General features: G+C 70.4%; 9 protein-coding genes. 7 read left to right on the top strand and 2 right to left on the bottom strand.

All coding sequences use genetic code 11. The features are described 5' to 3' along the window. Nucleotides 1-500: 500 nt before the first annotated feature. The 4 genes from ASF27_RS11790 (at nt 501) to ASF27_RS11775 (ending at nt 6,131) form a co-directional block, all read left to right on the top strand. The gene (locus ASF27_RS11790) at nt 501-1,334 is read left to right on the top strand and encodes an FAD binding domain-containing protein (RefSeq protein ID WP_056360321.1); all 834 of its coding nucleotides are present in this window, start codon (nt 501-503) and stop codon (nt 1,332-1,334) included. Beyond that, on the top strand, nt 1,331-4,033 hold the full coding sequence (locus tag ASF27_RS11785; RefSeq protein ID WP_056360316.1) for a molybdopterin cofactor-binding domain-containing protein: 2,703 nt from the start codon (nt 1,331-1,333) through the stop codon (nt 4,031-4,033). The genes ASF27_RS11790 and ASF27_RS11785 overlap by 4 nt, the downstream gene beginning before the upstream one ends. Continuing rightward, nucleotides 4,030-4,986, top strand: coding sequence for an antibiotic biosynthesis monooxygenase (locus ASF27_RS11780; protein WP_056268177.1), 957 nt, complete (start codon nt 4,030-4,032; stop codon nt 4,984-4,986). Before ASF27_RS11785 ends, ASF27_RS11780 begins: the two co-directional genes overlap by 4 nt. Nucleotides 4,987-5,108: 122 nt before the next feature. Then, complete coding sequence (locus ASF27_RS11775; protein ID WP_056360314.1) at nt 5,109-6,131, top strand: hypothetical protein; 1,023 nt, start codon at nt 5,109-5,111, stop codon at nt 6,129-6,131. Nucleotides 6,132-6,172: 41 nt separating this feature from the next. Here ASF27_RS11775 and ASF27_RS11770 read toward each other — a convergent pair whose 3' ends face one another. Then, on the bottom strand, nt 6,173-7,129 hold the full coding sequence (locus ASF27_RS11770) for a helix-turn-helix domain-containing protein (protein ID WP_056360310.1): 957 nt from the start codon (nt 7,127-7,129) through the stop codon (nt 6,173-6,175). A gap of 264 nt (nt 7,130-7,393) precedes the next feature. Between ASF27_RS11770 and ASF27_RS11765 the strand changes: the two genes are divergently transcribed. Both ASF27_RS11765 and ASF27_RS11760 read left to right on the top strand, forming a co-directional pair. Beyond that, nucleotides 7,394-7,723 carry a multidrug efflux SMR transporter gene (locus tag ASF27_RS11765; protein ID WP_056360307.1) on the top strand — a complete coding sequence of 110 codons (330 nt, stop codon included), beginning with the start codon at nt 7,394-7,396 and terminating at the stop codon, nt 7,721-7,723. 133 nt (nt 7,724-7,856) lie between these two features. Further along, nucleotides 7,857-9,140, top strand: a complete 1,284-nt coding sequence (locus tag ASF27_RS11760; RefSeq protein WP_244476679.1) for a serine hydrolase — start codon at nt 7,857-7,859, stop codon at nt 9,138-9,140. 152 nt (nt 9,141-9,292) lie between these two features. Here the strand turns inward: ASF27_RS11760 and ASF27_RS11755 are convergent, their stop codons facing one another. Continuing rightward, nucleotides 9,293-9,805, bottom strand: coding sequence for a TetR-like C-terminal domain-containing protein (locus tag ASF27_RS11755; RefSeq protein WP_056360983.1), 513 nt, complete (start codon nt 9,803-9,805; stop codon nt 9,293-9,295). Between the two features lie 391 nt (nt 9,806-10,196). Here ASF27_RS11755 and ASF27_RS11750 point away from each other — a divergent pair, with 391 nt between their 5' ends. Then, nucleotides 10,197-13,610: an acyl-[ACP]--phospholipid O-acyltransferase gene (locus ASF27_RS11750; protein ID WP_056360304.1), complete on the top strand. Its 3,414-nt coding sequence runs from the start codon at nt 10,197-10,199 to the stop codon at nt 13,608-13,610. Nucleotides 13,611-13,658: the final 48 nt, after the last annotated feature.

The following is a 13,658-nucleotide window of genomic DNA, read 5'->3' as shown; positions in this document are numbered from 1 at the left end:
AAGAACGGCCCGCCCGAAGAACGGCCCGCCCGAAGAACGGCGCGGTCCGGGCGGGCCGCCGTGCCGGCTCCCGTGCCGGTCGGGGAAGTTCCTGCGCCGCCGCTGAATTTTTTGTTGCCGATCCGTCTCATGGCGGCGCGCGTACGACAGTGATGGCGAAACATTTCGCGTTGTCGTGACGGTCCGATCCCATCGAGGCTCTCTATTCCTCAAGTCGAAATTTTTCGGTCAGATGTTTTCGGTAGATAGGATCCATATTTACAATTCTCGTCGCGCCGACTGAAGAAATGGCGCCGACGCATATTTTGTTTACCTGATCAACCCAAGAATGAGCCGAACGTCCTCCGGGGCAAAGCCAGGATAACGGCCGTGGGATTCCGGCGCGACGCTTCCGAGGGCGCCGTCGCGACGGGCCGCCCCGCGATCCTCGGTCGAGGGCGATGCGTGGGGGCACGGGGCATCCTGTCGGCCGCCACGATCGATTGGGTTGAGGGTCTACGATGAACATTTCGACCGTCGTCGAAGTCAAGCGGCCGACTTCGTTGAACGAACTCTCGGGCTGGCAAGACGGGTCTTCCTGGCAAGAGGGGGCTTCCTGGCTGGCCGGCGGAACCTGGCTGTTCGCCGAGCCGCAGACTGCCGTCGACACGCTCATCGATCTCGAAAGCCTGGGCTGGGCGCCGCTGACCGCGACGGAATCCGGCATCGAGATCGCCGCGACCTGCCGGATCGTCGACCTGCACGGGTTCGAGGGTCCGCCGGCCTGGCGCGCGGTGCCGCTGTTCCGGCAGTGCATCGACTCGTTCCTGATGTCGTTCAAGATCTGGAACGCCGCCACCATCGGGGGCAACGTCTGCATGTCGCTGCCCGCCGGCGCGATGATCTCGCTGACCGCCGCCCTCGAAGGGGTCTGCACCCTGTGGCCCCGCGACGGCGCGCCCCGCACGGTCACGGTGGCCGAGTTCGTAACCGGCAACCACGCGAACGTGCTCGCCAAGGGCGAACTGCTGCGCAGCATCCACCTGCCCGCCGCGGCGCTCGCGAAGCGCACGGCCATGCGCCAGGTCTCGCTCACCCGCTACGGGCGCTCGGCCGCCCTGATCATCGCCACCGTGGGCGACGACGGCGCCGACTTCCTCCTCACCATCACGGCGGCGACCCCGCGGCCGGTGCAGCTGCGCTTCGCCACCCTTCCCTCCGCCGACGACCTGCGCCGCGCCATCGACGCGCGCCTGGCGCCGGACGCCTACTTCCCCGACGTGCACGGATCGGCGCCCTACAAGCGTCACGTCACGCAGTACCTGGCCGAACAGATCCGTACGGAGCTCGCGTGACCCAGTATTCCATCAACGGCCGCGCCTACGCGGCCGAGCCGGCGCCGGGCCAGTGCCTGCGCACCATGCTGCGCGACCTCGAGGTGTTCGGGGTCAAGAAGGGATGCGATTCCGGCGATTGCGGCGCTTGTACGGTGCACATCGACGGCAAGCCGTTCCATTCCTGCCTCGTCCCGGCCTTCCGGGCCGAGGGACGCGAGGTCACCACCATCGAGGGGCTGGCGCCCTGCGGCGAGCGCCATCCGCTGCAGCAGGCGTTCCACGACGCGCAGGGATTCCAGTGCGGCTTCTGCACCGCCGGCATGATCATGACGGCCGTGACCTTCACGGATGCGCAGAAGGCCGACCTGCCGCACGCCCTCAAGGGCAACCTCTGCCGCTGCACCGGCTACCGCTCGATCAAGGACGCCCTGAACGGGGTCTGCAACATCGAAGCGGACGTCGCCGGCAAGGCCCTCGGGGCGAGCCTGCCCAACCCCTTCACCGACACCATCCTGAACGGCACCGCCCGCTACACCATGGACTTGGCCGTCGAAGACCTGCTGCACCTCAAGGTGCTGCGCTCGCCCCACGCCCACGCGCGCCTCGTGTCCATCGACCGCCAGGCGGCGCTCGCCGTGCCGGGCGTCGTCGCCGTCTACACCTGGGAGGACGTGCCCAAACGCCGGTTCAGCTCGGCCCTGCACGAGGACCACCTCGTCGATCCCGACGACATCCTGCTGCTCGACAACGTCGCCCGCTTCGCCGGCCAGCGCATCGCCGCCGTGGTGGCCGAAACGGAGGCCGCCGCCGAGGCCGGCTGCTGGGCCCTGCGGGTGGACTACGAGGTTCTGCCGGCGGTGTTCGACCCCGTCCTGGCCATGCGGCCCGACGCGCCGGTGCTGCACGACAAGGACGGGCTCACCGCGAGCACCAATATCTTCTGCACCCTCCAGGGTGAGATCGGCGATGTGGCCCGGGGATTCGCCGAGGCCGACGCCGTGCACGAGCAGACCTACTCGACCTCGCGCGTCCAGCACGTGCACCTCGAGACGCACGGCTCCATCGCCTGGAAGGGCGAGGACGGGCGCTGGCATGTCCGCACGAGCTCGCAGGGGCCGTTCGCCGTGCGCCAGAAGCTCGCCTACATCATGGGGATCCCGCACCGCGACCTCCACGTGTTCACGGAGCGGGTCGGCGGCGGGTTCGGCGGCAAGCAGGAGATGGTCTCGGAGGACCTCGTCCTGTTCGCCACGATGAAGCTCGGCCGCCCGGTCAAGTGGGAATGGACCCGCGAGGAGGAGTTCATCGGCGCGACCACGCGCCACCAGATGACCACCCGGGTGAAGATCGGCGCCCGCAAGGACGGGACCCTGACGGCCCTCGACGTCGAGGTGTTCTCCAACACCGGAGCCTATGGCGGCCACGGCAGCGAGACCCTGGCGGCCGCCATGGCGAGCCCGATCGCGGCCTACCGCTGCGCCAACAAGAAGGGAATCGGCCACGCCGTCTACACGAACATGACGCCGGGCGGCGGCTTTCGCGGCTACGGCGCCTCGCAGACCACCTTCGCGGTGGAATGCGCCATCGACGCTCTGGCCCGGCAACTCGGCATCGATCCCTTCACCATGCGGCGCCGGAACGTGGTGCAGCCGGGCGACAACATCGAATCCATCTGGAAGGAGCCGAGCGACGCCAGCTTCGGAAGCCACGGCATCGGCGAGTGCCTCGACATCGTCGAGCGCGAACTCGCCAAGGGCAACGGGGTCGCCAAGCCCGAGGGGGCGGACTGGGAAGAGGGCCGGGGCGTGGCGCTCGCCATGCTCGAATGCGGACCGCCGACCGAGCACCGCTCGGGCGCCGAACTCCACCTCAAGGCCGACGGCACCTACTTCCTCGCCTGCGGCTCGACGGAGATGGGCAACGGCATCACCACGGCGCACAAGCAGATCGCCGCCGCGATCCTGGGGACCCGCGCCGACGATGTCGGCATCATCAACGCCGACACCGACCGCACCCCCTACGACACCGGCACCTTCGCCAGCACCGGCGTCGTGGTCGGCGGCAAGGCGGTCCACCTCACGGCCGAGGCCATGGTCGAGGACATCCTGGACTTCGCCAGCCGGCACACGGGGGTGCCCCTGGAGCAGTGCCGCCTCGACGCCGACGGGGTCGTCTGCGGCAACCAGCGCATCACCCTGGTGGATCTGCACGCGGCGGGTACGAAGGTCGACCACCGCTTCACCGTGAGCCGCCGGGCCTACCTCTCGCCCCGGACCATCGCGTTCAACGTGCAGGGCGTGCGCCTCGCCGTGCACCGCGTCACCGGCGAGATCCGGGTGCTGCACAGCGTCCATGCCGCCGATATCGGCCTGCCGATCAACCCGATGCAGTGCCGGGGCCAGCTCGATGGCGCCGTCTCCATGGGGTACGGCTGGGCGCTCGTAGAGAACATGGTCCACGACGACGCGGGCCGGATGGTCAACGCGCAGCTGCGCAACTGCCGCATCCCGACCTTCGCCGACACCCCGCGCACGGACATCTTCTTCGCCGACACGACGGACCGGATCGGCCCCCTCGGGGCGAAATCGCAAGGGGAGTGCGGCATCAACCCCGTGGCCCCGGCCGTCTCGAACGCGCTGGCCGACGCCACCGGCGTCCGCTTCGCCCACCTGCCGTTCACGCCCGACCGCCTGTTCACGCAGCTCGCCGCCCGATGAGCGACGCGGCCCACAGCGTCAGCATCGTGACGCAGACCTCCGTCCGGCCCGAGAGCGCCGAGGCGTTCGCCCAGTGGCAGGGCGGCACCAGCGCGGTGATCTCGGGGTTTCCCGGCTTCATCGAACAGCGCCTGATGCCGCCCCACCCCCCGCTCCAAGTGGATTGGGTGATCCTGCAGCGCTTCGGCAGCCTCGCCGACGCCAAGGGCTGGCTCGCCTCGCCCGAGCGGCAGGCCCGCATCGTCGGCGCCTCTCCGATGCTGGTGGGGCGCGACGATGTCCACATCGTCACGGACGACGCCAGCGCGGCCCGCACCGCGCCGGCCTCGGCGGTCATCAGCACCCGGGTGAAGCCCGGGATGGAGGCCGCCTACCGCAAGTGGGAGCAGAAGGTCGCCGCCGCGCAGTCGAAGGCCGCCGGCCTGCAGGGCTATCGCTTCGAGCCGGCGGTGCCGGGCGTGCAGGAGGATTACGTCGCGATCCTGCGCTTCGACAGCGATGCCAACCTGAGGGCCTGGCTCGACTCGCCCCAGCGCCGGGAACTGATCGAGGAGGCGGTTCCGCTGACGGCGGAATTCCACACCCGGACGGTGCAGAGCGGGTTCGAGCAGTGGTTCCGCGACGCCACGCCGGAGGGCGCCCCGCCGCCCGCCGCTTGGAAGATGAACATGATCGTCCTCCTGACGCTCTATCCCACGGTGTTCCTGTGGGGCCTGTTCGTCGGAACGCCGTTCCTCGGCCGCGTCCTGAACCTCGATTTCCCCGTCGCCCTGTTCATCGGCAACGTCTTCAGCGTGCTGGTGACGGCGCGGCTGGTGCCCTGGACCGCAAACCGGCTCGGCTGGTGGCTGTCGCCGCCGCCGGAGCGGCGCGCCGACACCGACCGCCGGGGCGCGGCCCTGCTGATCGCCGCCTACGCGATCATGATCCTGGTGTTCTGGAAGGTTCTCTGAGCCGGCCTCAGAGGTGACCGTGTTCACACATCGGGCAGGCAGCGCGGGTCACCTGGTCTCTCGGCGTTTCGCCGGTTCGACCGAACTGACCCGTCGCGAAGACACGTTTGGGAAACTCGCACATGCTCGCGTTCGCGCCTCGCGCCGGCCGCCCGGTCCTGACGGCCCTCGGCTTCTCGGCGGCCCTCCTCGTCGCGGACGCCACCGGGGCGCACCCCATCGGGGCCGCCCGCGCGGCCGAGCCCCTGGCGGCAGCCACTGCGCCCGTCGCGCCGCCGTCCCCGCCGGGGTTCTTCAGCTTCTCCGACACCATCGTCAGCTACCGCTTCCAGGGGCCCTCGGCGGAGCCCGGCATCGGCGTGCAGCGCCCCGACGGCACGCCGACGGGCCGGCGGGAGCCCCGCGAGATCCCGAAGAACGTCGTCAACCTGTTCCATACCAACGCGTGGACCTACGGCACCAACCTCGTGTCCCTCGATCTCCTGCGCTCGGGCTCGCAGGACCCGGCCGGCAACGCCTTCGGCAGTTTCCCGGACATCGGCGCGACGGAACTGTACCTCATCTACCGGGGCACCCTGAGCCCGAACCGGATCTTCGACACCGACGTGTTCGCCATTCCGGGCCTCGTCAAGGATATCGGCCTCGCCTTCGGCGTCGACGCCAACGCCAAGAACACCACCTTCAACTCGCAGAAGCGCGCCGGCACCTTCGGCCTCAACTTCGCCTTCGACGTGCCGGCCGGATTCCTCAACCTGAAGGTCCAGGGCTACAAGGAATTCGCCCATAACGGCTTCGCCGCCGGCCGCTTCCGCAGCGTCGAGTTCCAGATGACGCCCGAGTTCGAGCTCACCTACGCGATTCCCCTGCCGTTCACGGGCCTGCCCCTCTCGCTCTCGGGCTTCAACACCATCATCCTGCCCAAGGGCCGCTACGGCCGCACCAACGAGTACGAGACGCAGCTCGAATTCGTGTCGCAGACCAACCTGGTCCTCGATGTCGGGCAGCTCGCGGGCGGCCCGGCCCACCGGCTCGAAGTGTTCGCCGGGTTCCAGTACTGGCACAACAAGTTCGGCGCCGACCCCCGGCGGACCATCAACACCGAGGAGAAGGCCCTGATCGCGGGCGTCTCCTACCACCTCCCGTAGTAGAGGCAGCCCGCCGTAGGGACGGTCCGGGCGCCTCCGCCTCAGCTCCGTCCGGCGCGCAGGTCGCCGGGGGCGAGGCCGAAGCGCCGGCGGAACGCGCGGTTGAAGGTCGGCACGTCGGCAAAGCCGCACGCATACGCGATGGTGGCGATCTTCAGCCCGTCGTAGCGCGACGCGGCGAGGCGGTGGTGCGCCAGGGCGAGGCGCGCCTCCCGGATGGCCGCCGCGATGCCGTCGGTCTCCGAGAACGCCCTATAGAGATGGGCGCGGGACACGCCCAGCACCGCCTGGATCTCGTCGGGGCCGAGGGCCGGGTCGTGCAACCGGCGCTCGATATGGGCGCGGGCGAGGGAAACCACCGCCGCGTGCGAGACGGGCACGGTCGACCGGTCGGCCGGGGCGCGGGGGAGGCCGCGCAGCATGTGGAGCACGCCCTCGACGGCGACCTGCGCCTCGCCCTCGGTCATCCACGCGACGGAGTGGGCGAAGCTGCGAAAGCATGCCTCGAACGCCGCGTTGGCGGGTTCGCCCGCGATGCAGAGGCCGGCGAAGCGGTCGACGTCGCCGATCCAGGCCTCGAAGGTCCGGCGCGGCACCGCGAGGCGGATCTCCTCGTAATCGGTCTGGGTGCCGGCGAGGAGGGGACGGCCGCGCGACAGGAAGCTGATGCCGCCGGTCGCGATCCGGGCGCCGCGATCGAGCTGCTCCTGATACCCGATCCCGTCGAGGGCGAGGCCGATCACCACCATCTCGGGGGCACTTCGATCGACGTGGCGCGACCCGACCTTCAGGCTCACCGGACTGCTCACCGTATGGGTGAGGGCCCAGTCCGCGGTGCCCACACCGAGGCGCCGGGCCCGGAACGGCCCGCGCGGCTGCACGCGGGAGACGTCGCCGAAGGGCGCCAGGGCGGTGGAGCGCCAGAAATCGAAGGCCCATTTCGATTCGACGTGATCCGTCGTTTCGACCACGCTGGGGACGATCGCCAGTCGAGACACGTTGCAAGCTCCGGTGTCCCGCCGCCGGCCGATCGCGGGTGTTCGGGACGGGATCGCGTAGCACACATTACGCCGTGCGATTTCATCCGGGCGATTTCATCCGGTCGCGAGAGGGGACGACGGTCCCGGCCGCATCGGGCGGTGCGCGGAGCGGGGTTCGTGCGCCGCGCCCACACGGGACATTAACGGCCCCGGTGGTCTTAATTCGGGCGCACGCGACATCCGGCGCTCCGTCGGCCGACCGCGTCCACGGACGCCCCAGGCATGAACCCCTACCTGCTCCTCGCCTTCGCGATCACCGCCGAAGTCACCGCGACCCTCGCCCTGAAGGCCGCCGACGGGCTCACCCGCCCGGTGCCGACGATCATCACGGTGCTGGGCTACGGCACCGCCTTCTGGCTGATGTCGCACAGCATGAACATGCTGCCGATCGGCGTGGTCTACGCGATCTGGGCCGGGGTCGGCATGGTCGGCGCGGCCCTCGGCGGCGCGCTCCTGTTCGGCGAACCGATCACCCTCCCGATGATGGCCGGCATCGGCGTGATCGCCGTCGGCGTCACGATCCTGGCCTCGGGCCAGACCGCACCCCACTGACGAGGGTTCGCAGGAGCCGCCACCGGTTCTGCGCCGAGACCCTGCGCCGGACCCGGGACCCGAGCGGGTCCGTCGTGGTACCGCCCGTCCGCATCGATAGCGCAGGGGTAGATGCGGCGGGATTCCTCTCCTGGTGATCCTTGCCCTCGTGATCCTTGCCCTCGTGATCCTCCCCTTTGCGCTCCTTCCCTTCGCGCTTCTCGCCATCGAAAAGGGTTGCCTTCAGGTGTCTGCGAAACCCGGCCCGCGCGCGCGGCTCCGCCCCCGGCTCGTCGGCGCGGCCCTCGCCCTCGGCCTCCTCGCCGGGGCGGCCTGGGCGGCGACCGCGCTCCTCGCCGTGCCGAACCCCGTCACCCTGGCGGCCCTGGCCGTCGTCGAGCCCTCCGCCGTGGGGACCTGGTTCGCGAGCCGGCCGGTGGCGGCGTCGGCGACACCGCGCATCCTGACGGTGCAGCCCCGCCCGCTGCCCGACCGGGTCCCTTGGAAGGGCGCCCTCGTGCCGATCGCCACCGTGCTGGAGGCGACGCGGACCAACGCGTTCCTGGTGTCCCAGAACGGCGTCCTCGTCCACGAATGGTACCGGCCGGGCTTCGAGGCGGCGACGCTGTTCCCGTCCTGGTCCGTGGCGAAGTCCGTGGTGTCGCTGCTCGTCGGGCAGGCCATCGCGGGCGGCCGCCTCAAGGAGACCGACCCCGTCTCGACCCTGCTGCCCGACCTGCACGGGGTGCCGGTCTTCGGCCGCATCACGGTCCGCGACCTCCTCGACATGACGAGCGGCCTCGCGGTGCCGGAGAACTACGACCCCTGGAACCCCCTCGTCGGCACCGCCGGGATGTACCTCACCCGCGACCTGCCGGCCTTCGTCCGCGCGCATGCCGCCCTGTCCTCGAAGCCCGGCAGCAAGGGCGAGTACCGCAGCATCGACACGGAGGTGCTCGGCCTGATCCTCGCCCGGGTGCACGGCAAGCCGCTGGCCGACATCCTGTCGGAGCAGATCTGGACACCCATGGGGGCGGGGGCCGACGCCACCTGGAACCTCGACGCGCAGGGCGGGACCGAGAAGGCGTTCTGCTGCCTCAACGCCGTCGCCCGCGACTTCGTCCGCCTGGGGCTGATGGTGGCCGATCGCGGCCGGGTCGGCGCGGTCGACGTCGTTCCGCCGCACTGGATCGAGCGGATCGAGACGCCGGCGCGGCGGGCCGTCGACGGCTGGCCCTACTCGGCCCAGTGGTGGCACGTGCCGGCCGGCGACGACGACATCTCGGCCATCGGGGTCTACGGCCAGTACATCTACATCAACCGCGACACCGGAACGGTGATCGTCAAGCTCAGCGACCATGGCGCCGAGCAGGACGAGGCCGACACCCTCGCGGCGATGCTGTCCCTCGCCCGCGGCCTCGCCCCGCCGCACCGGTGACGCGCGCCCGCGCCTTCCTGGCCGCCGGGCTCACGGGTCTGCCCGCCGACTCGTTCAGGGGCCGCGCCCGGCCGGCGTGGACCATCACGGCGCTCCCGCTCCACGCGGGCAGGGCGATCGCATCCGAATCGCCGCTATCCCAGCAATCGCCGCTATCCGAGGAACCGGCGCACGAGGAGCTGGGCGAGGTCGCGCGGGGGTTCGGGGGTCAGCACCGCGAGCTTGCGCGAGGTCGAGAGGGACGCGAGGCCGTGCAGGCCGGCCCACAGGGTCGCCACCGCCTGCCGGCGCTCGTCCTCCTCCGGGATCATCGGCTGCAGCACCCGGTCGACGAGGTCGGTGGTGCGCGCCAGGGCCTGGGCGTACCAGTCGGGAAACGCCGAGTCTGGCGCCAGGCTGTGCTCGAACACCAGACTCCACACCTGCGGGTCCGCCTGCACGAAGGCCAGGTAGGCATCCGCCAGGGCCACCGCGTTGTCGCGCGGCGGCGCATCGGGCGAGATCGCCGTCACCAGGGCATCGTGCAGGCGCTCCAGGGTGCGGGCGTTGACCCGCATCACCACCGTGTCGAGATCGCCCACCGCGTTGTAGATCGAGTTCGGGGCGTAGCCGATCACTGCCGCGAGGCGGCGCATGCCGAGGCCGCGCAGCCCCTCCTGGCGCACCAGCCCCTCGGCGGCCTTGGTGACGAGGCTCTGGAACTCTTCCCGGTTGTGGTCGCCGCGCGGCCCCGTTCCGCGTCGTACCGTCTTGGCCAAGCCCCTGCGCTCCCCGTGTCTGTGTTGGACCCACAAAGGTTAGTCTGGCACAGAACGCCCGCTCAACCGTCGGGTTCAGGGCGGGAGCCGGCAAGGATCGGTGCGTTTTGTAAGGGCTTCCCCCTCAAGACGTACGTCCGCGTCCCGCCCGTGCGCCGGCGCACGGGCGGGACGCGGACAGTCACGGAGCGGATTGCGCGCCCCGATTTTTTGAACGACGTTCAATAAGCACGGGTCGTGGCGGGATTTGACGCTTCGCCGACCGCCGGGCAGTCATGGTGCCGCCAAGGAGACACCCATGTTCCGTACGTTGATGACCACGCGCCGGTTCGCGCCACTGTTCTGGTGCCAGTTCTTTTCGGCCTTCAACGACAATTTCCTCAAGAACGCCCTCGTGTTCCTGATCCTGTTCAAGGTCGGCGGCACCGGCGAGGGCTCGGGCATGCTCGTCACCCTGGCGGGCGCGGTGTTCATCGGGCCGTTCTTCATCCTGTCGGGCCTCGGCGGCGAGATGGCCGACCGCTACGACAAGGCGCTCATCGCCAAGCGGCTGAAATTCGCCGAGATCTTCGGCGCCGCCGCCGCCGCCGCGGGGTTCTGGCTGCATTCGGTGCCGGTGCTGTTCGTGGCGCTCGGCCTGTTCGGTACCATCGCGGCCCTGTTCGGCCCGATCAAGTACGGCATCCTGCCCGACCACCTGAAGCGCGAGGAGCTCACCGCCGGCAACGCGCTCGTGGAGGCCGCGACCTTCCTCGCCATCCTGCTCGGCACCATCGTGGCCGGCCTCGCCACCGCCATGGGCGGCGACGCCCTCGCGTTCAGCGCCCTCATCATGGTGTTCGCGGTCCTGTGCTGGCTCTCGGCCCGGGCGATCCCCGCCACGGGCGAGGCGGCGCCGGGCCTGAGGGTCGATCCCAACGTGGCGCGCTCCACCGCCGCCCTCCTGCGCGACCTCTGGCGCGACACGCGGATGTGGCGCGGCGCCGTCATCGTCAGCTGGTTCTGGCTCGTCGGCGCCGTGATCCTGGCCCTGCTGCCGGTGCTCGTGCGGACCAGCCTCAACGGCTCCGAGACCGTGGTGACCCTGCTGCTCGCCGTGTTCTCGGTGGGCATCGCGGTGGGCTCCGGCCTCGCCTCGTGGCTGGCGAGCGGGCGCATCGTACTGCTGCCGACCCCCATCGGCGCCCTGCTCATGGGCGTGTTCGCCCTCGATCTGGCCTGGACCGTCGCCCATCTGCCTCCCATCTCGGGCGCCGTCCTGGGTGCAGGCGACTTCCTCGCCACGGGCACGGGCCTGCGCATCACGGTCGCCTTCGCCGGGCTCGCGGTGGCGGGCGGCCTCTACATCGTGCCGTCCTTCGCCGCCGTGCAGGCCTGGACCGACAAGGACCGGCGCGCCCGGGTCATCGGCGCCGTCAACGTGCTCACCGCCGCCTTCATGGTGGCGGGCGCGCTCGGCCTCGCCGCCCTGCAGGGGGTGGGCTGGTCCATGGCCGCCCTCCTCACCCTCATCGGCGTGCTCAACCTCGTGGCCGGCGTGGTGATCCTCCTCGTCCTGCCCACGAGCCCGTTCCGCGACTTCCTCTCCATCGTGTTCCGGGCGTTCTACCGCCTGGAGGTGCGCGGCCTCGACAACGTCGACAAGGCCGGCCCCAACGCGATCATCGCCCTCAATCACGTCTCGTTCCTCGATGCGCCACTGGCCCTCTCGCTCCTCGACCGGGAGCCGGTCTTCGCCGTCGATCACGGCATCGCCCAGCGCTGGTGGGTGAAGCCGTTCCTCGCCATGACCAAGGCGATGCCCCTCGACCCGACCCGGCCGCTCGCCACCCGCACCCTGATCAAGGCCGTGCGCGACGGCGAGACCCTGATCATCTTCCCCGAGGGCCGGCTCACGGTCACGGGCAGCCTGATGAAGGTCTACGACGGCGCCGGCCTCATCGCCGACAAGTCCGACGCCATGGTGGTGCCGGTGAAGATCGAGGGACTGGAGAAGACCGCGTTCTCGCGCCTGTCGAAGGATCAGGTGAAGCGCCGCTGGTGGCCGAAGGTCACCGTGACGATCCTGGCCCCGGTCAAGCTCGCCATCGACCCGGACCTGAAGGGCAAGCACCGCCGCCGGGCGGCGGGCGCCGCCCTCTACGACGTGATGTCGGACCTCGTGTTCGAGACCGCCGACATCGACCGCAACGTCATGAGCGCCCTCATCCAGGCCGGCAACGACCACGGCTGGCGCCGCAACGCCCTCGAAGACCCGGTCACCGGCAAGCTCAGCTACGCCCGCCTGGTGATGGGCGCCAACATCCTCGGCCGCAAGCTCATGCCGCTCGCCCCCGAGGGCAGGCCCATCGGGCTGATGCTGCCCAACGCCAACGGCGCGGCGGTGACATTCTTCGCGCTCGCCAGCGCCGGCCGGGTGCCGGCGATGATCAACTTCTCCGCCGGCCCCGCCAACGTGCTGTCGGCGTGCCGGGCGGCGCAAGTCGAGACGATCCTGACCTCCCGCGCCTTCATCGAGAAGGGCCGCCTCGGCCCCCTCGTCGAAGCGATCCAGGGGTCCGTGAAGCTCGTCTACCTCGAGGACGTGCGCGCCACCGTGACCACGGGCGACAAGATCCGGGGCTTCCTCGCCCCCCGCAAGCCCCTGGTGGCCCGCCGCGGCGACGACCCGGCCGCGATCCTGTTCACGTCGGGCTCGGAGGGCGCGCCGAAGGGCGTGGTGCTGGCCCATCGCTGCATGCTCGCCAACACCGCCCAGGTCGCCGCCCGCATCGATTTCGGGCCGACCGACAAGGTGTTCAACGTGCTGCCGGTGTTCCACGCCTTCGGCCTCACGGCGGGCCTGATCCTGCCCCTCGTCTCCGGGGTCCCGGTCTACCTCTACCCCTCGCCGCTGCATTACCGGATCGTGCCGGAACTCGTGTACGGCTCGAACGCCACGGTCCTGTTCGGCACCGACACCTTCCTCACGGGCTACGCCCGGATGGCCCATTCGTACGACCTGCGGAGCTTGCGCTACATCGTGGCCGGCGCCGAGCCGGTGAAGCAGACGACCCGCAAGACCTATTCCGAAAAATTCGGCCTGCGCATCCTGGAGGGCTACGGGGTCACGGAATGCGGGCCGGTGGTGGCCCTCAACACGCCGATGTTCAACCTCTTCGGCTCCGTCGGCCGCCTGCTGCCCGGCATCCAGTATCGCCTGGAGCCGGTCCCCGGCATCGACGAGGGCGGACGCCTCCACGTGAAGGGGCCGAACATCATGCTCGGCTACCTGCGGGCGGAGAAACCCGGCGTGCTGGAGGCCCCCGTGGACGGCTGGCACGACACCGGCGACATCGTCGCCATCGACGCCATGGGCTTCGTCACCATCAAGGGCCGGGCCAAGCGCTTCGCCAAGATCGGCGGCGAGATGGTGTCGCTCGCCGCCGTCGAGTCCCTCGCCGCCGAGCTCTGGCCCGACACGCCCAGCGCCGTCGCCGCCGTGCCGGATGCCCGCAAGGGCGAGCGCCTGATCCTGTTCACCGAGCAGGCGGACGCCACGCGCGCCGTCTACCTCACCTACGCCAAGTCCCGGGGCGCCACGGAGATCGCGATCCCCGCCGAGGTGGTGGTCGGCAAGGTGCCGATGCTCGGCACCGGCAAGGTCGACGCCGTGAGCGTGAGCCGGATGGCCCGCGAGCGCGCGGGCAGCGACGCCACCGCGGCGGCTTGAGGCCGTCGTCGCCGGTTCGGGCCCCTCGTACGGGCCGGAACCGGCGCC

Source organism: Methylobacterium sp. Leaf102 (genome assembly GCF_001422425.1).
In the GTDB taxonomy this organism is placed as follows: Bacteria; Pseudomonadota; Alphaproteobacteria; order Rhizobiales; family Beijerinckiaceae; genus Methylobacterium.
Note: the sequence above shows the minus strand (reverse complement) of the source record. Positions and strands in the feature narration are given on the sequence as shown.